Origin of the sequence: Paenibacillus urinalis, assembly GCF_028747985.1 — a bacterium.
Classification (GTDB): Bacteria; Bacillota; Bacilli; order Paenibacillales; family Paenibacillaceae; genus Paenibacillus; species Paenibacillus urinalis.
The window spans coordinates 3202600-3228641 of the sequence record NZ_CP118108.1 but is presented as its reverse complement, the minus strand read 5'-3'; the positions used below and the strand labels follow the sequence as shown (position 1 = coordinate 3228641).

Genomic DNA, 26042 nt, shown 5'->3' with positions numbered 1-26042 from the left:
TCATATCCTGTTAAGATGAATTCAGATCACGAGAATATGGCAGTGAAAACAGGAGAGTGACGGATACGGATGGAGATTAGAATTGACGATTTAAGCGGTAGGGAGATTCAAGATTTGATAAGACATCATATAGCAAGTATGCTCGATTATTCTCCTCCTGAGAGCGTACATGCGCTGGATCTTAACGGCTTGAAGCAGCAGGAGGTCACGTTCTGGAGTGTCTGGGAGAATGGTGAACTGCTGGGGTGCGGCGCTCTTAAGGAGCTCGATGCTGAACATGGTGAAGTGAAGTCCATGCGAACCGCTGACGGGCATCTGCGAAAAGGGGTGGCCAGGCTGATGCTGAATCACATCATGACAGAAGCCCAAAATCGTGGATACCGGAGACTTTCGCTGGAAACAGGATCAACGGACGATTTCATCCCCGCAAGGATCATGTATGAGAAATGCGGATTCGAGTATTGCCCTCCGTTTGCGGATTACATAGAAGATCCTTATAGTGTCTTCATGACGAAAGTGTTATAACAGAATATCTCTTACATAAAGAACGGCAGTGACTCTTGATCGCTGCCGTTCTTTTCATTATGAGCAGTGCTGCATCAGGTGCCATCCATATTTCTTGAGTTGACAATAAAGAGCGTTATAACGAGAACGAGAATGGCTAGACAATACGTAAATGTATCGATAGGATCTTCGTGGTTGATAATAATAAGCCGAATGATAGCGGTGATTCCGACATAGATGAAGTAGCGAAGTGGAAAGTGATAATTATGCGTAAAGTATTTTACAATAAGAGATAGAAACTCAAAGTACAGAAAGTAAACCAATATACCTTCCGCCAGATAATAATATGAAGTGGGCTCGCTTTGAATCAGCAAGGTATCGAGGATGAGCATCGTTTTACGAACGAGAAACATGGAGAGAATGACAGCCAGCAATAACAGCATGACATTGAGCAGCTGCTGCAAGTACTTGGCGATGTAGGATTCTTTTTTTATTTCTTTCACATGAGTCACTCCTAACCTCAGACAAAACATACAGCTTGTTTATCTTCCTATGAATCAATAACTAGCTTATGCGGCTCCATCGCATTGCAGAAGTATTTTACTCGGAACAGATTCGAAGTGTCCAAGCATATGTGAGCACAAATTCATAGAATGATAGCGGAGGTGATCAATATGGTCAAAATATTTATTGATCCAGGTCATGGAGGAACAGATAGCGGAGCTGTAGGAAATGGGCTTCAAGAAAAAGCGCTGACACTTACCATTGCAAATAAGGTTCGTTCGATCCTGCTGGCTGAATATCAGAATGTATCTGTATTGATGAGCCGTACAGGTGATGAGACCGTCACATTGACGCAAAGAACGGATGCTGCAAACGCTTGGGGGGCAGATTACTTCCTCTCTATTCATATCAATGCTGGCGGGGGCACTGGCTACGAGGATTATATCTATCCTGGTACGACAGCACCGACGACAACCTATCAGACGAATATTCACACAGAGGTCATGAAAATGATCTCAATGACAGATCGGGGACGAAAATCGGCTAATTTTCATGTGCTTAGAGAATCCAATATGCCTGCGATCCTAACTGAAAATGGATTCATCGATACTGCGGCGGATGCCGCGCTGCTGGCGTCCAATGCGCATCTAGATGCTGTAGCTCGCGGGCATGTAAATGGGCTCGTCAAAAATTTCAGCCTGGTCAAGAAAACGAATGTTATCTATCATACGGTTGTGAGCGGAGATACGGTCTATGCGCTAAGCCGCAGATATGGAAGTACCATTGCGGATATGAAGACGTGGAATGATCTCGATGCGAACTATACTATTTATGTAGGGCAAGTTCTGCGAGTGAAGTAGAGATGAGTGCCTTACCATATTGTGGTATAATGACTGGGATTGTACCTGATAGGGAGGCACTACTGTGGGACATACTAGAACCATATACTGTGTACACTGTCATGCTGAGATTGAATCCAGGCACGATTTGGTTGTCAGCTTATCATTCATGTCATTGTTGGCTTACCATAATGCTTGTTATGCCAGCGCTCTCAAGGGATGTCAATCCTTCGTTATTAGTGATGAGCCGATCAATGGGACCGCAGCCAATTGGATGACTGCTGTATCAATTCTACTCTCCATCATTTCATTTATTTTTATTAATGGGTATGTGGGTGCCATCCTTCTACTGGTTCCCCTAATTCGTTTCTGTTCATGGTTTATGTATGAGCGGCATTTGGATTAGTCGTAGTTATAGAATAATTTATTAGTACAAAATAGGAATGGCTCTGTGGATTATCCACAGAGCCATTTTTTAATAATTACATTTACGATGAATCTATGATACATGCTTATGAACTTGATCTGCATGTTCCGTAGCAGCCTTGGATACGTTCTTGGATCTTACCGGCGAGATAAACCAGTAAGCCATGCCCATAAACAAGATTCCTCCAACCATGTTACCAAGGGTAACCGGAATCATATTGTGGAGCCAGCCTCCAAGTGTGATCACTTCGGGTGCATTCGGGAGCAGAGAGGCGAGTGATAACAAGGTCATATTGGCGACACTGTGTTCATAACCGCTGGCGATGAATGCGAACAGGCACCACCAAATGAGGACAAGCTTTGAAATATCGTCTTTGGCCCGGAAGCTCATCCAGATTGCGAGACAGACGAGCCAGTTACATAGTATTCCTCGAAAGAATAGTTCGGTTAACGGAGCGGTCATTTTATTCGCTGCAGCTGTAAATATAAGGTGCTCGGCAGGAGCTGCCTTGAATAATCCGGTACCGAGAATCAGAAGACATAGCAGCAATGCGCCGATTAAATTGCCGACAAATACGATTCCCCAATTTTTGAACGTATCCTTATACGTCGTTCTTCCAGCCAATGTGCTCATGGTAAAAAACATATGGTTACCTGTAAACAGCTCAGATCCTGCGAAAATGACCAGGGTGAGAGCCAGCCCGAAGGATGCGCCCATGACCAAGCCCTGGAAGGGAGATCCGGCTGCCGCTAGTGGGCCTCCCAGGGTAAATATTAAGATAATGGCTAGACCAACATAGGCTCCTGCAAGCAGGGTGGATATGAAATATCGGGGCAGCTGTTCATTCATATGATCTCTCTTGCTTACGGCTGCTTCGATGATGGCTTCTACAGTAGGTTTAAACATGGATAGTGCTCCCTCCACTCCAATAGGTGTGCTAGACTGCGATCCAGACCGTATGATCTTCGGTTTTGACAGGGAAGACCTGAACCTCTCCCGTATCGGGCTCCTGCACTTGACCTGTGTACAGGTCAATTTTCCAATCATACAACGGATCATATACATAATGTCCTGATACGATGCCTTCTGCAAGAGGACCGCCCTTGGGATGAGGATTATGATTCTCTACGGCACAGACATCTCCGTTTGAGAGGTGGAAGACGGCAATCTCTTTATCTTTAATCGTAACAACCCGGCCTAATTGTGCAGGGAAATCAGAGATTTGTCCTGCGGTGTAAAATGTTGTAGCCTCAGTGTTCATGCGGAGTATTCTCCTTTCAAGATCAGTTCACTTTCACGCCATACAATTGCTGCTGTACTTCAGTATCTCCCAGAACCTTCTTCCATGGATCCTCTACATAACGAAGGGCAAGCTCGACTCTTTCTTGCAGGGCTTTACGTTCTTCTTCATTATCCATTATAACGGCTTTGATCTGTTCGAGACCCATCCGTTCTACCCACTCGGACGTTCTTTCGAGGTACTTGCCGGTTTCACGGTAATACTGTATTACAGCACTGCATACTTCAATAAGCTCTTCGTCTGTCTTCACTTTACCGATGGAATCTGCAAGACGAGCCTTGATTCCGCCGTTTCCGCCGATAAAGATCTCCCAGCCGCCGTCATTACCGACAATCCCGATATCCTTCGTGCAGGCTTCAGCGCAGTTCCGTGGACAACCGTTAACGGCCATCTTGAATTTGGCAGGAAAATCGAGCCGTTCAAACTTATGCTCTAGAAGGGAGCCCATACTCATGGAATCCTGTGTTCCGAATCGGCAGAACTGGGAACCGACACAGGTCTTAACGGTTCTTAATGATTTGGCATATGCATAACCTGATGGCATATCAAGCTCTTCCCATACTTTAGGCAGGTCTTCCTTCTTGACACCGACCAAATCCAGGCGCTGGCCCCCCGTTACTTTGACAAGCTTCACATTGTATTTCACAGAAACATCGGCGATCTTCTTGAGATCCTCAGGTGTCGTCATACCGCCATACATCCGAGGTACAACCGTGTATGTGCCGTCTTTTTGAATGTTGGCGTTCAAGCGCTCGTTAACAAAACGCGATTCTTTCTCATCCTTGTGCGTTTCCGGATGAACCATGCCTAGATAATAATTAATGGCAGGGCGGCATTTGGAGCAGCCTTCCGGCTGCTGCCAGCCAAGCACATTCATTACTTCTTTGGTGGTGCTAAGACCTTTATCGCGGATCTCCGCGACAATCTCATCTCGGCTGAGATCGGTGCAGCCACAAATTCCTTGTTTGGCATTTGCCGCAAAGCCGTCTCCAAGCACATATTGTAGAATCTGTTCTACGACAGGCTTGCATCCTCCGCAGGAGCGTGTTGCACCGGTGCATGCCTTAATTTCATCGAGAGTGGTCTTGCCTTCGACGGTGATGGCATTGACAATGGTACCTTTGGTAACCCCGTTACATCCGCACACGATTTCATCATCAGACATGGTCTCCACAGTGCTTACTTTCTTATGACCGCCGCAGCCGGTTCCCATGAGGGAGCTGTACAGTTCATCTGTCATGACAGCGTGCTGCTTGATCAGCTTCTGCAGCTCGGCAGAGCTGTCGATATCGCCGAACAAGACGGCTCCGACCATAACATTGTCTTTAAGCAATATTTTCTTATACGTACGTTTCCAATCGTCCTTCTGGGAGATGACCGTGTGTTCTTGTCCTTCGATAAATTCTCCGGTTGAGAACACATCGACTCCGGATATTTTTAGCTTAGTGGATACGACAGAGCCTTCATAAGGAGCTGTATCCGCTCCACTAATGTGCTTGGCAAGCACCATACCTTGCTCAAACAGGGGAGCGACAAGACCATAACAAGTGCCGCGATGCTCTGCACACTCTCCGACCGCATAGACATGATCCATAGAAGTGCGCATATAATCATCCACCACGATACCACGGTTTACATCTATTCCGCTATCCTGTGCAACACCGATATTTGGCTTGATGCCAACCGCCATAACGACAAAATCGGCTTCCAGCTCCGTATCGTCAGCAAATCGCAATCCTTGGACTCTGCTGTCGCCGAACAGCTCTTTGGTTTGTGCCCCCAGCTTGAACTTAATTCCTTGCCGCTCAAGCTCTGCTAAGAGCATCTGTGAAGCATCTCGATCCAGCTGACGCTCCATGAGGGTGTCCATTAAGTGAACTACAGTTACGTCCATTCCGAGCTGGACTAAGCCTTTTGCAGCTTCAAGACCGAGCAATCCGCCGCCAATTACAGCCGCTTTGCTATATTGTTTAGACGCTTCTAGCATTTCATTACAGTCAGCAATGTCCCGGAAACCAACAACACCTTGTTTGTCGCTGCCTGGAACCGGAAGGATAAAGGAGCTTGAGCCTGTAGCAATAATAACCTTGTCATAGGGCACCTTGATACCATTTGCTGCAATCACTTCACGTGTATTCGCGTCGATACGTTCCACTTTGGTTCTTGTAAAGAGACGAATACCTTGATTGCTGTACCAATTCAGATCGTTCAGAATAATATCTTCCACCGTTTTACTGCCTTCCAGAACGTAAGACAACATAATCCGATTATAGTTCGGATAAGGCTCACTGCCAAAGACCGTAATATCAAATCGTGTCGTCAGCTTGAGGATCTGTTCAACCGTGCTGATCCCAGCCATGCCATTGCCGATGATGACCAATTTTTCCTTCGCTGTATCCATCATGCTTGCCCCCTAGCGTAATCCGTTATTTATGTCTTTATCATAATAAAAGAGGAAAGATTATATTGTGATTGATTTCACATAAATTGTAATTCTATTACTTGTTATGTAACCTTTATGACCATGTGTTCAGGATGATTGACAAATGAAGCCATGCAATAAAAATCCTCAAATTAAGACGGAAAAGAAAAAAGGATTCGTCATTGTTCCAGCGAATTACAGAAGATGTCATTTTTGATAACGTTTTCAAGCATGGTAGGAAGTGGAGAGTGCAGCAGATGAAACTCCGTACAAGATCATCCTTGCGTTTTAAATTCATCACCGGCTTTTGTTTAATTATGGCTCCGCTCGTGCTGTTTCTATACTTTAACAATGTGTATGCGATGAGTGTGGTTCGCGACCAGGTATCCCTGACCAATCGCAATTATGTCCTCAAAAATGTCGAGGAGAACGAGCGGATCCTTAAGGAAACGAATCGCTACTTATATAGCCTGGGGGAACAGGACCCAGATATCATTTCGTTGTTTTTTCTGCCCTATGGCAGTGGTGACTACACGATTGCCAAGCAGCGGATCGTAAATAAATTCAGAACAGATCTCGGATTCTATGATCTCTTGGACGGCTTATTTCTGTATGATACCGTTCACAAGGATACGCTGCTAGCTACGCAGCGGGGGTATGACGAGAAGATCAACGCGCTCTCAACCATGATGCCTGCAGCTGCTTCGATGAGCGCAGAAGTCCCGACACATAAATGGGAAATTGTTCAGACTAAGGGAACCTATCATCTCGTAAAAACGGTGCGGATTAACGAGCAATTCATCGCTGGGGCCTGGGTGCCGATCAACAGCTTGAATGAGCGTGTACACCGTGCGGATTGGGGCGAAGGCGGAGGGGCGGTTATTTTGTCAGGAGAAGGGGAGGCGCTCTCCGGCACAGTGGTACCTGACCATGTAGTGAAGCTTGCGTCCGCATTTCAATTAGAGAATTCAGAAGAGGATTCGCTCTACGACATCGTAGGTGATTCTGAACGCGAAGGACGATATTTGCTAATTGATGTTCCCGCACATGACGGAGCCATTCATTATGTCGTTATGCTGCCCGAGGCGAGTATTGTACGGAACTTGCCTGTATTTCAGCAGATTATCCGGTTTATCCCAGTCGTGGCTGCTCTATTACTTGTCTCTGTATTGTTCTTCTTGAGACAGGTTTTGTTTAAACCGATGAATACACTGATAACCGGAATGAGAAAGGTCAGCAGGGGCGATCTGAGTGTAAAGCTTGGCCCATCCTCATCTCCTGAGTTTACTTTTGTTACAGATACGTTTAATCAAATGACTGCAGAAGTTCAGCAGCTGAAGATAGGCATGTATGAGGAGCAGCTTCGTGTACAGGAGGCCGAGCTCAAGCAGCTCCAAATGCAGATCAATCCGCATTTTTATCTTAATTCACTTCACATTATTCATAGTCTTGCCGCACTTCACAAGAATGAGCTCGTTCAGAAGATGGCGGAGCATCTTGCCGGGTATTTTCGCTTCAGTATGCAGGCGGATCGAAGTCTGATTACGATCAAGGATGAACTTCTGCATATTAAAAATTATCTCGAAATTCAAAAGCTGCGTTTTCCTGAACGTCTGCAATATGAGCTGACCGTAGACCCGGATATCGAAGAAATGCTGATTCCACCGCTCACCATACAGCCTTTCGTAGAGAATTCCATTGTGCATGGCTTCCGCAAAGGGAGAAGTATACTGCGTTTGGACATTACGCTCGATTTTGTCCCTAATGAACAGCAGCTAAGAATACGAATTCAGGATAACGGCACGGGCTTCGCCGAGGACGTATTAGTTAGGCTTCAGCAGGGGGAATTGCATCCCGAAGAAGCAACAGGACGAAGCATTGGGATATGGAATGTCAAGCACCGGCTTAAGAAGGTAAAGGGGATAGAGCCTCAGATCCAGTTTGAGAACAGCCCTGATGGCGGAGCCCTTGTGTACCTGACGATTAACTATATAGAGAGCAGCAAGGTGAGGGAGGAGAATAAGGATGTACAGCTTGCTCATCGTGGATGATGAATATTACGCGCTGGAAGCCATGAAGCATGCCGTGGATTGGAGTGATATCGGATTTGACAGGTTATACACGGCGATGTCAGCTGACGAAGCAAGAGAAGTTCTCACACAAGAGAAGATCGATATCATGATCTGTGACATTGAAATGCCGGAGGAGGATGGGTTATCACTGCAAAGCTGGGTCCGTGAGCATGTGCCGCAGCTGGAGACCATCTTTCTGACGGGACATGCCGAGTTCTCTTATGCACAAAAGGCAATCCAGATGCACAGCTTCGATTATCTGCTGAAGCCGATTCAATCCACTGATCTGATCCATACCGTGAAGCGTGCATTAGAGAAAAAAAGTCATGACGATGAATTTGCCCGGCTAAAAGAACAGTATCTGAACTATTTAAATGAAGATCGATTCTGGAGCACGAAGCGAATCACTAAATTCTGGAAGGATCTATATTCGGGCCGATCTCATCTCACAGAATCTCAGTTTCATGAGCTGAAGCTGATCTATCACGCAGATGTCGAGGGCGGCATGAGCATCCTGCCGGTTCTATTTAAAGTTGAGGAGTGGCTCAGGACATTCCCGTCCAAAGACCTGGATATCCTTGAGTTCGGACTAAGCAATGCGGCGGAGGAAATTGTGCTCAGCGGTGCAGCGGGACATGTCATTTTAGATCAGAGAGGATATGTCCTTGTCCTGCTACAGGAGCCGCTCGCTGCCCATCAAATACTGGATCACTGTAAAGATTATATAGCCAGATGCAGTACATATCTCTCGGCCCGGATCTCATGTTGTATCGGAAATTATACAAGTATATGGAAGCTTCCCGATGCTTATAAGATGCTGATGCAGGAGCATCGGCACCATATCGCAGGGAGTGAAGATGTTTATTATCTTCGCTCAGACCGCGCAGGACAAGCAGGCGTGAAGGAGCTGGTGCCTCTGCCTTGGATCGAGGATATTGCCGTACTGCTCGCAACTGGAAAAATCAAGGAAGTGCTGCAAAAGGCAGATGAGCTCATAGATTGGATGCAGCATCAGAGCTCGCTCACCGCTGAGCTGCTGGAGTCATTTTATCATGCGCTTCTTCATACCATCATCCCGCTTCTGCACAAGAACGGTATTGCTCTGCACAGCTTATACTCGGGAGATGAGCCTGAAGAGAGAGAAGTAACTCGTTCGATCCAAACGCTCAGAGATTGGGCGCATCAGTTAATTACACGCGCATCGGCTCTTCTTCACCCCGAAGGGGAGGATACGTATTCTGCGATTGAGAAGGTCTGTCTGTATATTGATGGAAGGCTTGAGCAGGACCTGGGCAGAGAGGAGCTCGCTGAGTTTGCAGAGCTGCATCCGGCTTATTTATCACGATTGTTCAAAAAAGAAAAAGGGCTGTCCATATCGGAATATATTGCGCAGGCGAGAATTGCAAAAGCGAAGGAGCTGCTCTGTGCAACTCTGTCGACAGTGACCGATATTGCAAGTAAAGTCGGGTATTACAATTATCAGCATTTCACGAAAATGTTTAAGAAGCACACAGGAGTGACTCCTCAGCAGTATCGAAGACAGCACAGTCAGAATACAGAAGGGTAATAAGCATGAAGGACGGTCGTTTAAGAACGGTCGTTCTTTTTGTATAAATGACGGATGTCATGAAAACACATACCCGGGGTTACGAGACCTGATATTCGGCATGCCCTGTACCTTCTTATAATAAAGCTACCGCTGCAGTAGGAGGGGCTGTGAAGCATATGAGAAGGGGGAGTCGAAGGTAAAGCTATGCCGAACACAGTAAAGAAAAAAAGGACCGTACTGTACAACCTTAAGAAATACAAGGTGCTGTACCTTATGTTTTTGCCGGGTGTCGTATTTTTGCTGATCAACAATTATTTGCCGATGTTTGGGGTTGTCATTGCATTCAAGAATGTGAACTACGCGGATGGAATTATGGGGAGTCCGTGGGCGGGGCTGGACAATTTCAAGTATTTGTTCGGTACCTCTGATGCTTGGGAGATTACACGCAATACACTGGCCTACAACGTCGTGTTCATTCTGCTCAATCTGGTGCTCGGTGCAGGCCTAGCGATTTTGCTAAGTGAAGTGAAGGGGAGATTCTCATCGAAGTTCTATCAATCCGTGATGCTGCTTCCTTACTTCCTGTCCATGATCGTCGTAAGTTATCTGGTGCTTGCCTTCTTGGGCAAAGATTCAGGATTTATGAACACAAGCTTCCTGCCGCTGTTCGGTAAGGAGCCGATTGATTGGTATACGGAGACGGAATATTGGCCGTACATTCTGCCTTTCGTGAATACCTGGAAGAACATTGGTTATTATGTGGTTATTTATCTGGCAGCGGTCATTGGCATTGACGAAGAGTATTATGAGGCTGCCGTGCTGGATGGAGCGGGGAAATGGAGCCAGGTGTGGTATATCACTGTACCGTTCCTATATCCATTAATGATTGTTATGACACTGCTTCAAATCGGACGTATTTTCTATGCAGATTTCGGGCTGTTCTATCAGGTACCGCTTGAATCCGGTGCGCTGTTCCCGGTCACTAACGTGCTTGATACGTATGTGTACCGTACGTTCCTCATTGGTGGAGACATCGGCATGTCGTCAGCTGCAGGTTTGTATCAGGCTGTGGTTGGATTTGTGCTTGTATTGGTGTCCAATTCCATCGTCCGCAGGATCGATAAAGATAACGCACTATTCTAGTCAAGGAGGAGAGTTCCTGATATGAGTTCCAGTAAACCGCTGCAAGTATCGGGCAAATCGAAGGTTGTCATTCATGCCTTTTTTATCTTCTATGCCGCTATATGTATTCTGCCGCTTGTGCTTGTGCTGTCTATTTCCCTCTCAGATGAGACAACAGTCATCGCAAACGGATACAAGTTCATTCCCGAGCAGTTTAGTATAAGCGCTTACGATTTCTTGTTCAAGGATATGGAGCAGATCGTTCGCTCTTACGGCGTATCTATCTTCGTAACCGTAGTTGGGACCGTCATCAGTGTGGCGTTGACCGCTTTTTATGCGTATCCGCTGTCCAGACGGGACTTACCGTACAAAGGATTTTTCGCCTTCTTCATCTTCTTTACTATGCTGTTTAACGGCGGACTTGTTCCTTGGTATCTCGTCTATGTCAATCTGCTTGATCTGAAGAACACCCTATGGGTCCTGATCATGCCGATGCTCATGTCACCATTTTTTGTACTCGTCATGCGGACCTTCTTCGCCAATTCCATACCTGTCTCGATCCTCGAGTCCGCGAGAGTGGATGGAGCCGGAGAGCTGCGGACATTTATCAGAATTGTACTGCCGTTATCTCTGCCCGTACTTGCAACGGTAGCGCTGTTCAGTACGCTGAATTATTGGAATGACTGGTATTTGAGCATGATCTTTATTTCGGATAACAAAACGATCAGTCTGCAATATTTGATGTACCGTACCTTGCTGGATATCCAGTATTTAACGAGCAACTCTAACGTTGCTTCACAGATCTCTTCACAAGGCGGAATGCTGGATCTGCCGAACAAAACGCTGCAGATGGCCATGGCGGTCGTGGGGATTGGACCGATTGTGCTCGCATATCCGTTCTTCCAGCGTTATTTCATCAAGGGTCTGACTGTAGGAGCTGTAAAAGGCTGATTTTATGTGTTCATAAATCATTATTGGGAGGTCTATGCAGATGAATCAACAGAGAAAGGCTCGGGGGACACGTGCAAGGAGGAAGCCATTATTCCTCGCTGCAATTCTAACCTTTGTCATGGTACTGAGTGCTTGCGGAGGAGGAGAAGCGGAGCCTGCAAGCAGTAATACAGGAACGAGCGGAGGTACAGATTCGGGTGGTAAAACGGAGAAGCCTTATGAAGTCTCCCTGTTCTATCCGGGAACTCCGCAGAAGGATGTTGCACTTGTAGAAGCGGAGATCAATAAGTATATGGAACCGAAGATTGGCGCAACGCTGAAGATTAATGCCATCGATTGGGGCCAATGGGATAACAAGCTGAACCTCATGATCTCGTCGGGGGAGAAATCGGATATTATCTTTACGGCAGCCTGGCAGAATTACACAGTCAACGTGGCGAAGAGCGCGTTCCTGCCGCTGAATGATCTGCTGGAATCTCATGGACAGGATATTGTCAAGAATTTGGATCCTGCCTTCCTGGAAGGCTCCCAGGTCGATGGAAAGAATTATGGCGTACCGAGTAACAAGGAGCTGGCGGCTACCCGTGGTGTCCTCGTCAGAAAGGATCTGCTGGAGAAATACAAATTGGATATAACCAATGTGAAGACCTGGGCAGATCTGGAGCCGCTGCTCAAGACCATCAAAGAGAATGAACCAGGCGTGACTCCGTTCTATATGTCTAACTCGACTGGGAATGGTCTGCTTGATAACCTGGATTGGGACTATCTCGGCGATGCCTCCGTACCAGGTGTCATTCGTAAGATTGGTTCCGAAACAACGGTGCTGAATGAAGTGGAGACACCCGAATTCAAGGAAGCGGCAGCGCTAGCTCGCAAATGGTATGAGGCCGGCTATATTAATAGTGATGCAGCAACCTCGACCGTCTTCCCGAAAGATCAGGCCAAGGCAGGTAAAGTGTTCATGTGGACGGACGGGATGAAGCCGGGCAAGGACAAGGAAGAAGAGAGCTATGTCGGATTCCCGCTGACTCAGATCGAGATGACGCAGCCGACCATTACAACCGGGGATACCTCCGGAGCCATGCTTGCCATCTCCCGCACTTCCGAGAATCCGGAGAAAGCAATGCAGGTCATTAACCTGCTGCACTCCGATCCGGTTGTCAATAATTTGCTTAACTTTGGAATTGAAGGCACACATTATGTGAAAAAAGAAGGCAGTGACAGCATCATCAGTCTTCCTGAAGGAACCGATCCGAATAACCGGACTTATAACCCGGGTGCTCAGTGGCAGCTTGGTAATCAATTCCTGAACTATTTGTGGGATAATGAGGACCCGGAGAAATGGGATAAGTTTAAAGACTTTAATGCCAGAGGTGTAAAATCGCCTGCACTTGGATTCACATTCAACAGCCAGCCGGTCAAGAATGAGATTGCTGCTGTCAACAATGTTAACAAGCAATTCAAGCCTGCACTGACCTCCGGTGCCGTAGATCCGAATGAAATGATTCCCAAGTATGCAGATAAGCTGAAGGCAGCGGGAATTGATAAGATCATAGCGGAGAAGCAGAAGCAGCTGGATGCATTTTTGGCGAAGAAATAAGGATTAGGATCGTATCTAAGCGACCAGCACCCCAATCGGGTGCTGGTTTTTAATTTCTCTGAAGCAAGGAGTCATAATAATCAAAGTTTTGCCAATACGATATAAATTTCCTATAATATCAGACATGCAGATTAGCGTCTTAACAACTCTTGAATTTAGACGACAAAACTTAAAAGTGAGCGGAAAGTATGAAACCAACCATATATGACGTAGCAAGGGAGGCCGGCGTTTCCATTGCTACTGTATCAAAGGTGCTGAATAACAATGGCCGCATCAGTGATAAGACACGGAAGAAAGTTCACCTTATCATGGAACAATTAAATTATCAGCCCAGCATGGTCGCCTCAGCACTGACCAGTCAGCGGACGGGAACCATTGGACTTATGATTCCAGATATTGCGAATCCATTCTTTGCAGAGGCTGCCCGTTTCTTTGAGGATTATGCGCAGCAGGCAGGCAGTGACCTTATTATTTGCAGTACGGATCGTGACGATGAAAAAGCGGCCCGCTATATCTCTCTCCTGCAGCGAAAACGTGTTGATGGGCTTATCATTGCTTCACATGTGGGCAATCCCGAGCTGATTCATCGGCTGCTTGAGAATAAGGTGCCTACCGTTCTTTTCTCTGCTGACGTACGGCTGCTTGATTGTAACAGCATTACAGTGGACGACTATAAAGGCGGATATATAGCAACAGAATACCTTCTGGCCCTCGGCCATCGCAGACTGGGGATTATTTCTGACAATTTGCCTGGAAGCAGGTATAGAGAACAAGGATTTCTGGATGCACTGGAGGCACACGGGGTCTCTCTTGATCATCCAGACCATATGGTACAGACCTCGGCTACACTCGAGAATGGCCGCAAGGTCGCCCATAGAATGCTGGGGGAAGAGGGTGGCCAACGGCCAACGGCCATTTTTGCTTGCAACGACCTGCTGGCGATCGGGGTGTTACAGGAGGCGCGTGAAGCAGGCTTGAATGTTCCCGAGGACCTGTCCGTTATCGGGTTCGATAACACCATGCTTGCAGATATTTGCCATCCCTCTTTAAGCAGTATTGCACAGCCTCTCCGAGACATGACTGAGCAGGCAATGCAACTGCTCAATGAATCTATCGACGATCCGGAAGCAACTAAACGAAAAATTTCACTACCCCCCGAACTTGTTATTCGTAATTCTACCAGCAAGGCCCTTGAGTAGACAGGGGTCTTTTTTTTGTCCATATCACTCTACATTTAATCAAAATGCTTATTTCTGCTTCTATCCAATTCACATTTGCAGAGCAACCAAATTCATAGTAAAGCGCTTAATCTAAAAATTGTATTGTAAATCGCTTACATATAGAATATAATCTGCCATAGAAAAGGTTAAGCGCTTACCCTAAGATTGTTGTTTTCTATCCATAAGGAGGAATAGCAATGAAAGAAAAGCCTATTAATGTTGAAGGTGGCCCGGTCACGGATCACTTCGAACAACAGGAAATAACACAAAGCCACTCTGCCCCCCTTCTTAAGCTCGACCCCAAACGATCAATGGATTTAGTGGCCCTAGGTCGGCTATGCATTGACATGAACGCTAACGAGACAGGACGCCCGATGGAAGAAACAGTAACCTTTACGAAGTATGTTGGCGGATCACCGGCTAACATCGCGATAGGCGCGGCAAGACTGGGCTTACGCTGCGGCTTTATCGGCAAAATTGCCTCTGACCCGATGGGTCGTTTTATTCGAAACTATCTTCGTAAGGAAGGCATCGACGACAGCCAGGTTATTGAGGATACGACAGGCGCGGTTACAGGTCTTGCTTTTACCGAAATAAAAAGCCCCCAAGATTGCAGCATACTGATGTACCGTGACAATGCAGCTGACCTTCTACTAAGTACAGACAACATTTCCGAAGATTACATTCGTAATACGAAGACCTTGCTTATATCTGGAACTGCCTTAGCACAAAGCCCCTCCCGAGAAGCGGTGTTTTTGGCACTGGAATTTGCTGTAAAGCATGGTACGACCGTATTTTTTGATCTTGATTATCGTCCTTATACCTGGAAATCGAATGCAGAGACCGCAGTGTACTACAATCTGGCTGCTGAGAAATGCGATTACATTATTGGCACACGCGAAGAGTTTGACATGATGGAAAGCCTGTATGGCGACACAGGCTCTAATGATCAGTCCACTGCAGCACATTGGTTCTCGCATCGTGCAAAGCTTGTTGTCATCAAGCACGGAGGAAATGGATCTATCGCATATACTGCTGACGGAGGAGCGCATCGAAGCGGTATTTTTCACACCAAAGTATTAAAAACATTCGGAGCAGGTGACTCCTATGCCTCTGCGTTTATATACGGACTGATGAAAGGAGACAGCGTCAAAGAAGCGATGAAACGAGGTGCAGCATCTGCTTCCATCGTAATCTCTCGCCATAGCTGCTCGGACGCAATGCCTACAGCAGAAGAGCTGGACCATTTTATACAGAACAATGAGGAAGTTGTAGAAGAAGTTCAGAAAACATAGCTATCCAGAGCTAATCCAGACAGATGAGGCAAAATGCAAGAAATTAGGAAGCGGAGGAGAGTCGCATGGAGAAGCAGGCAGTCAAAGTATTGGATAACTATATCGGGGGGAGGTGGACTCAAGCCTCAGCATTAGGAACGGAGAAGGTAGTTAACCCTGCCACTGGAGAAACGCTCGCAGAGGTTCCGTTATCCACTGCGGAAGAGGTGGGCCGTGCAGTTGAAGAGGCAAGAGCAGCCTTCGGTCCCTGGTCCAAGACACCGGTGCCAAGAAGAGCCCGCATCCTGTTTAAATACCAGCAGCTGCTGGTAGAGCACTGGGAGGAGCTGGCAAAGCTGATCACTATGGAGAACGGAAAAAGTTATAAGGAGGCTTATGGGGAAGTGCAGTGCGGTATTGAATGTGTTGAATTCGCCGCGGGAGCTCCAACCTTAATGATGGGAAGGCAGCTGCCGGATATTGCCGGCGGCATTGAATCAGGGATGTATCGTTACCCAGTAGGCGTTGTGGGCGGCATTACTCCTTTTAATTTTCCCATGATGGTGCCTTGCTGGATGTTTCCGCTCGCCATTGCCTGCGGAAATACATTTGTATTGAAGCCGTCCGAGCGCACACCGCTCCTGGCAGCGCGTCTTGCCGAGCTGCTTGAGCAAGCAGGGCTCCCCGCAGGAGTATTTAATATAGTGCACGGCGCACATGCTGTGGTGAACGGTCTGCTGGAGCATCCGGACGTTAAAGCCATCTCCTTTGTCGGGTCTCAGCCGGTGGCTGAGTATGTTTACAAGAAGGGGACAGCTCACTTGAAACGCGTTCAGGCGTTGGCAGGAGCTAAGAACCACTCTATTGTGTTAAATGATGCTGACCTGGTCAGTACGGCCTCGCAGATCATTACTGCTGCTTTTGGTTCTGCTGGAGAACGCTGCATGGCTTGTTCTGTTGTAGCCGTTCAGGAAGAAGTTGCGGACGATTTGATCCAATTGTTGATACGTGAATGCGATGACATGGTTATCGGTAATGGCTTGAATGACGATACGTTTATCGGTCCAGTGATTCGTCAGAGCCATAAGGACAGAACCATTGCTTATATTGAACAAGGAATTACCGAAGGGGCCACGCTGCTGCGTGACGGACGGACGGACAGCGCTGTTCAAGGTGAAGGGTACTTCATAGGTCCAACCCTCTTCGATGATGTTACCCAGCAAATGAAGATTTGGCAGGACGAAGTGTTTGCTCCTGTATTGTCCATTATGCGTGTTAAAGGTATCGAGGAAGCGGTTGAGATTGCAAACAACTCACGTTTTGCTAACGGGGCCTGCATTTTTACGAATGACGGCGGAAAAGTTCGCTATTTCCGTGAAAATATCGATTCCGGGATGCTTGGAGTTAATGTAGGAGTTCCGGCACCTATGGCGTTCTTTCCTTTTTCAGGCTGGAAAGACTCGTTTTACGGGGATTTGCATGCGAATGGCAGTGACGGCGTTGAGTTTTATACTCGTAAAAAAATGGTCACTGCCAGGTGGCAGCAATAACTACGAAGGGCGGGAGTAATTTGACTAAAATCAGAATGACGACGGCTCAGGCACTGATCAAATTTTTGAATCAACAGTTCATTGAAACGAAGAGTGGGACTCAGCGCTTCGTTCAAGGCATCTTTACGGTGTTCGGCCACGGTAATGTGCTTGGCTTGGGCCAGGCTCTCGAAAGTGATTCGGGTGAGCTTACTGCCTATCAAGGTCGAAATGAGCAGGGAATGGCACATGCTGCTATGGCGTTTGCTAAGCAAAACAATCGAAGACAAATTATGGCTTGTACTGCCTCCATTGGTCCCGGCTCCGCCAACATGCTGACGGCAGCGGCAACAGCCACTGCTAATCAGATTCCCGTATTGTTGCTGCCAAGTGATACCTTTGCATCACGGCAGCCAGATCCTGTGCTGCAGCAGATGGAGCACACATATAGTGCGGCAATTACTGTGAATGACGCTTTCAAGTCAGTGTGTAAATACTGGGACCGTGTATCCCGGCCAGAACAGCTTATGGCAGCGATGCTTAACGCGATGCGTGTGCTTACCGATCCTGCGGACACAGGGGCTGTAGCTATATCGCTTCCTCAGGATGTTCAGGGGGAGGCATGGGAATATCCCGAGTCCTTCTTTCAGAAGCGGATTCACCGGATCGAACGCCGCCTTCCACATCCTCGTGATATTACAGAGGCAGCAGATTTGATTATACAGAAGTGCAAGCCGGTCATCATTTGCGGTGGTGGTGTTCGCTATTCCGGAGCCGGAATAGCCCTTAAGACATTTGCTGAAAAGTTTGGAGTACCTTTTGCAGAGACGCAGGCAGGTAAAAGCGCGGTGGAGAGCAGCCATGCATACAATCTTGGCGGCATTGGTGTTACAGGCAATGCAGCTGCAAACAAGCTTGCATCTGAAGCGGATTTGATTATTGGAATAGGAACTCGCTTTACGGATTTCACTACGGGCTCCAAAAGTCTGTTTCGTAACCCGGAGGTCGAATTTATTACGTTAAATGCTTCTTCGTTTCACGCTTCAAAGCTGGATGCAACAGCTGTTGTATGTGATGCTGCTGAAGGGCTAGATGCGCTGACATCTCCTCTAGCAGAGCGAAGTTACCAGACCAGTCCAGACTATCAAGATGAGATTTCTGCAGTTAAGTCCGAGTGGAGACGTGAGCGGATGCGTTTAGCTGAAGTGGAATATTCCGCCGAAGGCTTCATGCCTGAAATTGCGGGCCATTTGGATGAGAAGCTTGCCGAATATGCTGGAGCTTTGGGATCAACGCTCACCCAAACCCGTGTGCTCGCTGTAGTTAATGATATGATTCCAAATGATGCGATTGTAGTTGGTGCGGCAGGGAGCCTGCCAGGAGACATGCAGCGCATGTGGGAAAACACCGTCACTGACACCTACCATATGGAGTATGGTTTCTCCTGTATGGGCTACGAAATCGCTGGGGCTTTGGGTGTAAAGCTTGCTGAACCGGATCGTGAAGTTTACGCCCTTGTCGGAGACGGCAGTTATCAAATGCTTCACTCAGAACTTGTGACGAGCCTTCAGGAACAGAAAAAAATAAATATAATTCTGCTCGACAACGGCGGGTTTGGATGTATAAACAATCTGCAAATGGAACATGGAATGAGCAGCATTGGGACAGAATTCCGTTACCGGGGAAGTGACGGAACGCTAAACGATAAGTTGATGGCGATTGACTATGCAGCAAGCGCAGCCGGATATGGAGCAGTAACTTACCGGGTTACTAGCATTGAAGAGCTTAAGGCAGCGATTAGAGATGCTCGCCTGCAGAACGTTTCAACCCTGATTGACGTTAAGGTGCTGCCAAAGACAATGACACATGGGTATGGATCGTGGTGGCATGTCGGAGTTGCAGAGGAAACGGACAGCGACACGGTTCGAGCAGCTCATAAACGGAAACTTCAGGGACTGGAACGGGCCAGGCTTTATTAATGAACAGGCAAAGTAAAGAAGTCTTGCTCACCTTACCTGGAAAGGAACGAATAAGAAATGTTCAAAGAACATGCGGTTAAACTGGCGATTGCTCCCATCGCTTGGACAAATGATGATATGCCTGAGCTAGGGGGAACCAATACCTTCGAGCAATGCATTAGTGAGATGGCACTCGCCGGTTACCAAGGCAGTGAAGTCGGCAACAAATATCCGCGCGATCCAGCTGAATTGCGGCAGGCTCTAGAACTGCGGAGTCTGGAGATCGCCAGCGCCTGGTTCAGTGCTTATCTTACCAACAGACCTTATGAGGAAACAGCCGAGAAGTTCATAGCACATCGTGACTTTCTACATGCCATGGGTGCGAAGGTCATTGTCGTCTCCGAGCAGGGCCGGAGCATTCAGGGTGAGATGACGACACCACTCTTTGCCCATAAGCCCGTGTTTACCGATGCTGAGTGGGCCTTGCTGGCAGAAGGACTTGGCAAGCTCGGCAGGCTGGCGGGAGATATTGGAATGAAAGTCGTCTACCATCATCATATGGGTACCGGTGTTCAGACAGCCGAAGAGATTGGTCGATTAATGGAGCTGACAGATCCAAACGAAGTATCGCTGCTATTCGATTCGGGTCATCTTGCTTTTTCAGGAGAAGATCCTTTGGTAGTATTGAATGCTCATCTTTCCCGTGTTAAGCATGTACATTTGAAAGATATTCGTAAGGAACAGGTAGAGCAGGTTAAAAAGCAGGGACTTAGCTTCCTGCAGGCGGTAAAGGCCGGTGCGTTTACAACTCCTGGTGACGGCTGTATTGACTTTGATCCTATCTTTTCGACGCTTGCTGCTTCAGAATATTCAGGCTGGTTTGTCGTTGAGGCGGAACAGGATCCTGCTATTGCCAATCCGCTTGAATATGCGATCAAAGCAAGACGTTACATTAAGGAGCGCTGCGGGTTGTAATTCATTGCAGAGGCACAAGGAGAGCATGACATGGATAAACACGTACTGATCAGCAAGCTGGATGTAATTACTCATAAACTCATGAGTCTGGAGCGGCCAGGGAATGAACAGGAGCTTCGGGAGATGGGGGAAGCTGCAGAGCGGCGAGGGTATTATGCCCGTGATTTCGGTATGGAGGAGTGGGATTGGCCTCAAGGTGTTGGACTGTACGGATTAAGCAAAATTGGCCATTACTTTAGTGACGACAGGTACGCCTCCTACGCAGTGCCTTGGCTGCAAAAGCAGCTGAACAAAGGCTTGCCCAGCCGCAACATTAATACCACGGCTCCGCTTCTCTCACTAATGGATCTGCAAGAAGCCCGGAATTTAAGCCTGGAATGGATGAATTGGCTGATGAATGAACTTCCTCGTACAGAAGAAGATGGTTATCAGCATGTTACAACAGGTGCTGCTCCAAGCGAGGTGAGTCTCCATGAAAATGAAATTTGGATTGACACCTTGTTTATGGCGATCTTATTTACAGCCAAGATGGGAGTAAGACACGATAACGAGAAATGGCGGTATACTTCAATCCATCAGCTGCTTGTGCACATCAAATACTTATTTGATAAACATACAGGATTATTTTACCATGGCTGGCATTTTGGTGAGCGGCACAATTTCAGCGAAGCCTTCTGGTGCAGGGGGAACAGCTGGTTTACGCTTGGGCTGCCTGAGTATCTGGATCTGATGCGACCTCATCTTGACGAAGGGGTATTTCTATATCTGCAGCATACGTTTCAGGCTCAAGTCGATGCACTACTGTCACTTCAAGATGAAACTGGGCTGTGGCATACGCTGCTGGATGATCCAGACAGCTATACAGAAACATCCGGATCTGCTGCAATCGCTGCAGGTATTCTGCTTGGTGTGCGGAAAGGATTGCTTCCTGTCTCCTATAAGCAGGCAGCTCTCAAAACGGTTCGTGCTGTAATCGAGAGAGTGGATGAAAAAGGTGTTGTCCAAGGGGTCTCAGGCGGAACACCAATCGGAGCTGTCAAAGAGGATTATAAGAACATTATTATCGCTCCAATGGCTTACGGTCAGGCGCTCGCGATTGTTCTCCTTGGAGAGGCGCTGTATTTCTACTGATGCGTTCAGATGTGATTCTGCTCCATATTATCTCTGTACAGGAGGCTAAGACTTAATGGGAAAGTCAATCGGAGTCGGTATTATCGGCGCTGGGCGAATCGGCAGGCTGCATGCAGATAATTTGCTTAACTTGCCTGCATTTTCTTTGAAGATGATCGCAGAGATGTCTGTGACCGAAGAACTGATGGAATGGGCTCGAATTCGCGGAATTACACAGGTAACAAGCAATGGTGAACTAGTGGTTAATGACCCGGATATTGAAGCGGTTTTTATTTGTACACCTACTTTAACTCATATCGAATGGATCAAAAAAGCAGCCAGAGCAGGCAAGCATATTTTTTGCGAAAAGCCGATCAGTATGTCAAAGAAAGATACAGCCGAGGTTCTTCATATTGTTGAGGAATCAGGAGTAAAGCTTCAGATCGGATTTAACCGGCGGATGGACCCCAGCTTCCGTAAATTGAAGCAGCTTGTGGAGGAAGGCAAGGTAGGAAAGCCGCATATCCTGAAAATAACTTCACGGGACCCCATGCCTCCCAGCGAAGAGTATGTTCGAACGTCTGGCGGAATGTTTATGGATATGAGCATTCACGATTTTGATATGGCGCGTTATTTAATGAATGAGGAAGTTACAGAGGTCTACGTGCAAGGTGCAAGCTTGATTGATCCAATGTTCGCTCGGCATGGGGACATAGATACAGCAATTATAACTCTTACCTTCGCCAGTGGAGCTATCGGTGTAATCGATAACAGCCGTCAGGCAGTTTACGGATACGATCAGCGAGTGGAGATATTTGGTGACCACGGTGCGGCTTCTGCGGATAACTGTCGTCCCACAACGGTAGAATTATTTACTGCTTCAGCCGTTCTGCGTGATAAGCCGTTCCACTTTTTCTTAGAGCGCTATAACCAGGCCTATATGGATGAGGTAGCAGCCTTTGCAGAAGCCATTGCATGCAATAAACCTGTTGTTTGCACAGGGTTTGACGGTTTACATGCAGAGAGGATTGCGGAAGCGGCGAAGGAATCGCTGAGGACTGGATTGCCAGTTAAGCTGGCGGCACTTATCGCTCACTCTTTTGATAGCGGCAGCTCAGTGAATTTATGATCACGATGGGGGAGGGGAGTCTATGTCACGATTAATCATAAAGGCCGGTGAACCAGATAAGGACGGGTGCATTGTGGCCGTTACTCCGGAAATGGCTGGTTGGAAATATGTAGGTTTTGAGGTTTATCAGCTGCAGGTTGGAGACACGCTGCCCCGATTTACGGATGGAAATGAGGCCTGCCTCGTTATTCTTTCGGGAAAGGCTGACGTGGAGGCAGGAGAACAGAAGTTTACGGGAATAGGCAGCCGGATGACGGTGTTTGAGGATATTCCACCATATGCTGTATATGTTCCTGCAGAGGAGAGCTACAGTGTAAAAGCACTAACTGAGGTGGAACTGGCAGTTTGCTTAGCTCCGGCTACAGGCAAATATTCAGCGAAACTCATCACTCCTTCTGAAATGGAAATAGAAGAGCGCGGTTCAGGAAGCATGTCACGTCAGGTGATCAACATTCTGCCTGAGCATAAGGAAGCGGAGAGTCTGCTTGTTGTTGAGGTGCATACAGGCGGGGGTAATTGGTCCAGTTATCCGCCTCACAAGCATGATGTGGATCAGCTTCCAGACGAGTCTTATCTGGAGGAGACCTACTATCACAGAATAAATCCGCCGCATGGTTTCGTAGTTCAGCGAGTATACAATGATGATCGCAGTCTTGACGAAACCATGGCAGTTACTGACCGGTCGGTCGTGCTTGTCCCAGAAGGATATCATCCGGTAGCGGCTCCGCCCGGCTATGCTTCATACTATCTAAATGTAATGGCAGGGCCGGTACGGACCTGGGTATTTCGAAACGATCCGGAGCATGAATGGCTCTTTGAGCAAAAATAAAATTATTCTTCTATATCTCTTAAAGAAGATTAACAAGCTAGAGAGGGGCTTCAGCTTCGCTAAATCAGCGATAGATGAAGTCTCTTCGCATATGTACTATACATTTTGTTATCGGTAAAATAGCCAAAGTTTTGACGTGATTTTGACGTAATATAGTGATTTAGCTTATTGATATACTTGTATGGCTCAATGGGACAGCAATATGCTATAATTACAAAAACTAGAAACGGGTATTAACATTCAGCATACTATGTCATAATAATCGACCAGCTGCACGGAGTGGAAGCGTTATAAAGAGGTGTATTCAGCACACGAGGTTAGAGGAGTTGTTGTCTATTGTCCCGTACCTGGTATCATCGATTGCTGCTCTCTTATTTTCCGATATTTTTACTGACGGTAACGATTCTTATATTTGTCTCCTTTGTTTTTGTTAACGATATTTCGAGAATGGAGACAAGGAAGGCAGATCACATCGCTTCCAGCTATCTGGTAGACAGCATTGACCGGACATTGAAGGAAATCGAATTGTCTGTGCTGGAGTCAGTTGAAAGCACGGGAGCTTACAAGCAGTATTTTAACAAAAATGAGGCCAATACGGATGAAATCTATGCGATTGCCAAGAGTCTACGCGAGCTTACTTCCAGTTCTCCTCTTGTTCAGTCGGTGTATTTGTATGACAAGAATAATGAAAGCGTTTTAACGTCAGGTGGAATGGAAGAAGTGAACGGCTTCTCTGATGAAGCCTGGATTAGAAATATAACAACAGGTGAGATGCCTTCTGGCTGGCAAAGCGTCCGGGATTACGATGCGGGACTTATTCAGCGCACGCCGATACGTGTGCTCAGCATTAACAAGGGCCTGCCTTTACCATTTGGTTCGGACGGAGTGCTCGTCGTTAATGTGAAAATGAGTGGCATTGAGCAGATCGTTGACAGTATGGTTAATGGTCAGCTGTCTTTTCTTCATATATTGGATCGGGAAGGTCGAGTCATTTACCGCGCACATTCTGGCGGAGAAGAAACAGAGAGCGGTAAAGTACTTAATTCTCTTCCCTTGGATAGGCTTGGGTGGACGATCGAAAGCGGGATTAAAGCTGGAAATTTATTCGGCTGGGTATCGGTTATATCTTATCTGTGGGTTGCTATTGCCCTTGGGACGGTGCTGGTTGCCATTATATATCTCGTGTACATTACCCGACGTAATTACAAGCCGATCCAGGTCATAATGAAACGAATAGAGGCTCTTCAAATCCGTACAATGGACTTGTCTGATTCAAAGAATGATGAAATGAAGCTTATTGATGGTGTTCTTGAAAATTTAATCCACCATATGTCCGACTATGATAAGAAAAGCAGAGAAAATTTATTGCTTCAGCGCAGCAAGCTGTTCTCTGACCTGCTGTACGGTGAACATTTAGTCCACAACATGGCTGTAAGGCTTAGTGAGCTGTCTCCATTTACGGATATTCAATCTTCATCTCGTTTTGCTGTCGTCGTGAGTGAAATTAATCGCTATGAGAAAGTCTTCGAGGAGCGGTACTCGAGAGTCGAGCAGAACGCACTTAAGTTTGCGCTGATTAATGTGTTTCAGGAACAAGCAAGAGGCGCAAATTTGCAATGCTGGGTAGAATGGATCGGCCATGACCGTTCAGCTGCGATTTTTCATGCGACGGAAGTGAATGAAGATGTGCAGGAAACCATCAGACAAGTTGCTGAAGAATGCCGTAGCTGGGTAGAGCAAAATTTGCGAATCTCACTCAGCTTTGGCATTGGGCAAGCGGCGAATGGAATGTCCAAAATCCGTGATTCCTATATAGCTGCCGAATCAGCAATGCAGCACAAATTACTGAGAAACGGTGATATTACACTCTCCGGGACTGGTGAATCAACCCAACAATTGTTAGAGACATATACCTATCTACAAATGATCGCTGAATTTGTTAAGCAGTTTCGTATGTCCAGCAGCAACTGGCGGGATCAATTAGAGCGTATTTTCGAAACATTTGAGAAGCATTACTTACCTGATGAGCATATTCGATCCCTAATTCAGGCTATGCTGCAAATGCTCAGCAGGGAAGTCGCCGTTATGTCAGAACAGCTGGAGGAGGAGCTGTCGGGAGAGAGTATTGAGAACACCATGAAGCTGCTGGATGAGGCAGAAACGCTAGATGGGATCAAGTCTATTCTCAGTGAATATTTAACTGACCTGTTTCGCACCTATGTTTCAGTCAGTGAAACCAAGAGCTATCGAGCAATGGTTAATGAGATGAAGGATTACATAGAAGAGCACTTCACGAATCCCGATCTTTCCTTAAAGCATCTGAGCGACCGGTTTCAAATATCTGGTAAATACGCAAGCTACTTATTTAAAACGGAATTCAACATGAAGTTTGTGGATTTTGTTACCGAGCTTCGAATGAAGGAAGCACAGAAGCTGCTCCTTACTACAGACTGTTCGCTGCAAGAAATAGCTCTTCAGGTTGGTTATGCGAATGCAATATCTTTTGGAAGAGTGTTTAAACGGCTGGAGGGAATAACACCAGGGGATTTCCGAAGATTAAAACGTCTACCGTCTGTCACTGAGACATAAAAATGCCGCTGGTCACAAATCTATACTCAATGATTAGACTCTCAGTAATATGCATCCATGCAAGCCTCTGCTCATAGAGAAGGCGAAGCTTGGATGCTTTTTTATTAAGCAATTTTATTAATATGAATCACTTTGCGAA

General features: G+C 46.8%; 21 protein-coding genes. 17 read left to right on the top strand and 4 right to left on the bottom strand.

Annotated features, from left to right (window positions below):
• The first annotated feature begins 69 nt into the window (after positions 1-69).
• Positions 70-525, top strand: coding sequence for a GNAT family N-acetyltransferase (locus tag PUW25_RS14990; protein WP_047910450.1), 456 nt, complete (start codon positions 70-72; stop codon positions 523-525).
• 74 nt (positions 526-599) lie between these two features.
• On the opposite strand, the gene psiE is transcribed toward PUW25_RS14990, so the two are convergent.
• Positions 600-1007, bottom strand: coding sequence for a phosphate-starvation-inducible protein PsiE (gene psiE / locus PUW25_RS14985; RefSeq protein ID WP_274338394.1), 408 nt, complete (start codon positions 1005-1007; stop codon positions 600-602).
• Positions 1008-1178: 171 nt separating this feature from the next.
• On the opposite strand from psiE, the gene PUW25_RS14980 reads away from it, so the two are divergent.
• On the top strand, positions 1179-1868 hold the full coding sequence (locus PUW25_RS14980) for an N-acetylmuramoyl-L-alanine amidase (protein WP_047910448.1): 690 nt from the start codon (positions 1179-1181) through the stop codon (positions 1866-1868).
• A gap of 64 nt (positions 1869-1932) precedes the next feature.
• Positions 1933-2253, top strand: coding sequence for a hypothetical protein (locus PUW25_RS14975; RefSeq protein WP_152557650.1), 321 nt, complete (start codon positions 1933-1935; stop codon positions 2251-2253).
• 93 nt (positions 2254-2346) lie between these two features.
• Here the strand turns inward: PUW25_RS14975 and PUW25_RS14970 are convergent, their stop codons facing one another.
• From PUW25_RS14970 to nirB, 3 genes are read right to left on the bottom strand one after another with little or no spacing between them, the layout of a single operon-like run.
• On the bottom strand, positions 2347-3180 hold the full coding sequence (locus tag PUW25_RS14970) for a formate/nitrite transporter family protein (protein WP_047910447.1): 834 nt from the start codon (positions 3178-3180) through the stop codon (positions 2347-2349).
• A gap of 31 nt (positions 3181-3211) precedes the next feature.
• On the bottom strand, positions 3212-3535 hold the full coding sequence (gene nirD, locus PUW25_RS14965; protein WP_047910446.1) for a nitrite reductase small subunit NirD: 324 nt from the start codon (positions 3533-3535) through the stop codon (positions 3212-3214).
• A 22-nt stretch (positions 3536-3557) separates the two neighbouring features.
• The gene (gene nirB / locus PUW25_RS14960) at positions 3558-5975 is read right to left on the bottom strand and encodes a nitrite reductase large subunit NirB (protein WP_274338308.1); all 2418 of its coding nucleotides are present in this window, start codon (positions 5973-5975) and stop codon (positions 3558-3560) included.
• A gap of 278 nt (positions 5976-6253) precedes the next feature.
• On the opposite strand from nirB, the gene PUW25_RS14955 reads away from it, so the two are divergent.
• From PUW25_RS14955 to PUW25_RS14890, 14 genes are all read left to right on the top strand, one after another.
• Positions 6254-8047 (top strand): sensor histidine kinase, encoded by a 1794-nt coding sequence (locus PUW25_RS14955; protein ID WP_047910444.1) that lies wholly within the window; start codon positions 6254-6256, stop codon positions 8045-8047.
• A complete protein-coding gene (locus PUW25_RS14950) occupies positions 8022-9635 on the top strand; it encodes a response regulator transcription factor (protein ID WP_274337268.1) in 1614 nt (537 codons plus the stop codon). Before PUW25_RS14955 ends, PUW25_RS14950 begins: the two co-directional genes overlap by 26 nt.
• Positions 9636-9821: 186 nt before the next feature.
• On the top strand, positions 9822-10760 hold the full coding sequence (locus tag PUW25_RS14945) for an ABC transporter permease (RefSeq protein WP_047910443.1): 939 nt from the start codon (positions 9822-9824) through the stop codon (positions 10758-10760).
• Between the two features lie 21 nt (positions 10761-10781).
• The gene (locus PUW25_RS14940; RefSeq protein ID WP_047910442.1) at positions 10782-11690 is read left to right on the top strand and encodes a carbohydrate ABC transporter permease; all 909 of its coding nucleotides are present in this window, start codon (positions 10782-10784) and stop codon (positions 11688-11690) included.
• A gap of 40 nt (positions 11691-11730) precedes the next feature.
• A complete protein-coding gene (locus tag PUW25_RS14935) occupies positions 11731-13290 on the top strand; it encodes an ABC transporter substrate-binding protein (RefSeq protein ID WP_047910441.1) in 1560 nt (519 codons plus the stop codon).
• Between the two features lie 188 nt (positions 13291-13478).
• Positions 13479-14489 carry a LacI family DNA-binding transcriptional regulator gene (locus PUW25_RS14930; RefSeq protein WP_047910440.1) on the top strand — a complete coding sequence of 337 codons (1011 nt, stop codon included), beginning with the start codon at positions 13479-13481 and terminating at the stop codon, positions 14487-14489.
• Positions 14490-14821: 332 nt separating this feature from the next.
• Entirely contained in the window at positions 14822-15805 is a 984-nt protein-coding gene (gene iolC / locus PUW25_RS14925; RefSeq protein WP_047910720.1) for a 5-dehydro-2-deoxygluconokinase, read from the top strand.
• Between the two features lie 65 nt (positions 15806-15870).
• The gene (locus PUW25_RS14920) at positions 15871-17334 is read left to right on the top strand and encodes a CoA-acylating methylmalonate-semialdehyde dehydrogenase (RefSeq protein WP_047910439.1); all 1464 of its coding nucleotides are present in this window, start codon (positions 15871-15873) and stop codon (positions 17332-17334) included.
• A gap of 20 nt (positions 17335-17354) precedes the next feature.
• Positions 17355-19292 (top strand): 3D-(3,5/4)-trihydroxycyclohexane-1,2-dione acylhydrolase (decyclizing), encoded by a 1938-nt coding sequence (gene iolD, locus PUW25_RS14915; protein ID WP_274338393.1) that lies wholly within the window; start codon positions 17355-17357, stop codon positions 19290-19292.
• Positions 19293-19349: 57 nt separating this feature from the next.
• The gene (gene iolE / locus PUW25_RS14910; protein ID WP_047910437.1) at positions 19350-20246 is read left to right on the top strand and encodes a myo-inosose-2 dehydratase; all 897 of its coding nucleotides are present in this window, start codon (positions 19350-19352) and stop codon (positions 20244-20246) included.
• Between the two features lie 30 nt (positions 20247-20276).
• A complete protein-coding gene (locus PUW25_RS14905) occupies positions 20277-21377 on the top strand; it encodes a glycoside hydrolase family 88/105 protein (RefSeq protein WP_047910436.1) in 1101 nt (366 codons plus the stop codon).
• Positions 21378-21432: 55 nt separating this feature from the next.
• Positions 21433-22485, top strand: coding sequence for an inositol 2-dehydrogenase (gene iolG / locus PUW25_RS14900; RefSeq protein ID WP_047910435.1), 1053 nt, complete (start codon positions 21433-21435; stop codon positions 22483-22485).
• A gap of 22 nt (positions 22486-22507) precedes the next feature.
• Positions 22508-23314: a 5-deoxy-glucuronate isomerase gene (iolB, locus tag PUW25_RS14895; RefSeq protein WP_047910434.1), complete on the top strand. Its 807-nt coding sequence runs from the start codon at positions 22508-22510 to the stop codon at positions 23312-23314.
• 336 nt (positions 23315-23650) lie between these two features.
• Positions 23651-25903, top strand: coding sequence for a helix-turn-helix domain-containing protein (locus PUW25_RS14890; RefSeq protein WP_047910433.1), 2253 nt, complete (start codon positions 23651-23653; stop codon positions 25901-25903).
• Positions 25904-26042 lie beyond the last annotated feature (139 nt).

Bases quoted from the DNA above. Each gene is read 5' to 3' on its own strand.
- PUW25_RS14990 (WP_047910450.1), top strand. From the start codon at position 70: ATGGAGATTAGAATTGACGATTTAAGCGGTAGGGAGATTCAAGATTTG.
- PUW25_RS14980 (WP_047910448.1), top strand. From the start codon at position 1,179: ATGGTCAAAATATTTATTGATCCAGGTCATGGAGGAACAGATAGCGGA.
- PUW25_RS14970 (WP_047910447.1), bottom strand. From the start codon at position 3,180: ATGTTTAAACCTACTGTAGAAGCCATCATCGAAGCAGCCGTAAGCAAG.
- nirD (WP_047910446.1), bottom strand. From the start codon at position 3,535: ATGAACACTGAGGCTACAACATTTTACACCGCAGGACAAATCTCTGAT.
- nirB (WP_274338308.1), bottom strand. From the start codon at position 5,975: ATGGATACAGCGAAGGAAAAATTGGTCATCATCGGCAATGGCATGGCT.
- PUW25_RS14955 (WP_047910444.1), top strand. From the start codon at position 6,254: ATGAAACTCCGTACAAGATCATCCTTGCGTTTTAAATTCATCACCGGC.
- PUW25_RS14950 (WP_274337268.1), top strand. From the start codon at position 8,022: ATGTACAGCTTGCTCATCGTGGATGATGAATATTACGCGCTGGAAGCC.
- PUW25_RS14945 (WP_047910443.1), top strand. From the start codon at position 9,822: ATGCCGAACACAGTAAAGAAAAAAAGGACCGTACTGTACAACCTTAAG.
- PUW25_RS14940 (WP_047910442.1), top strand. From the start codon at position 10,782: ATGAGTTCCAGTAAACCGCTGCAAGTATCGGGCAAATCGAAGGTTGTC.
- PUW25_RS14935 (WP_047910441.1), top strand. From the start codon at position 11,731: ATGAATCAACAGAGAAAGGCTCGGGGGACACGTGCAAGGAGGAAGCCA.
- PUW25_RS14930 (WP_047910440.1), top strand. From the start codon at position 13,479: ATGAAACCAACCATATATGACGTAGCAAGGGAGGCCGGCGTTTCCATT.
- iolC (WP_047910720.1), top strand. From the start codon at position 14,822: ATGGATTTAGTGGCCCTAGGTCGGCTATGCATTGACATGAACGCTAAC.
- PUW25_RS14920 (WP_047910439.1), top strand. From the start codon at position 15,871: ATGGAGAAGCAGGCAGTCAAAGTATTGGATAACTATATCGGGGGGAGG.
- iolE (WP_047910437.1), top strand. From the start codon at position 19,350: ATGTTCAAAGAACATGCGGTTAAACTGGCGATTGCTCCCATCGCTTGG.
- PUW25_RS14905 (WP_047910436.1), top strand. From the start codon at position 20,277: ATGGATAAACACGTACTGATCAGCAAGCTGGATGTAATTACTCATAAA.
- iolG (WP_047910435.1), top strand. From the start codon at position 21,433: ATGGGAAAGTCAATCGGAGTCGGTATTATCGGCGCTGGGCGAATCGGC.
- iolB (WP_047910434.1), top strand. From the start codon at position 22,508: ATGTCACGATTAATCATAAAGGCCGGTGAACCAGATAAGGACGGGTGC.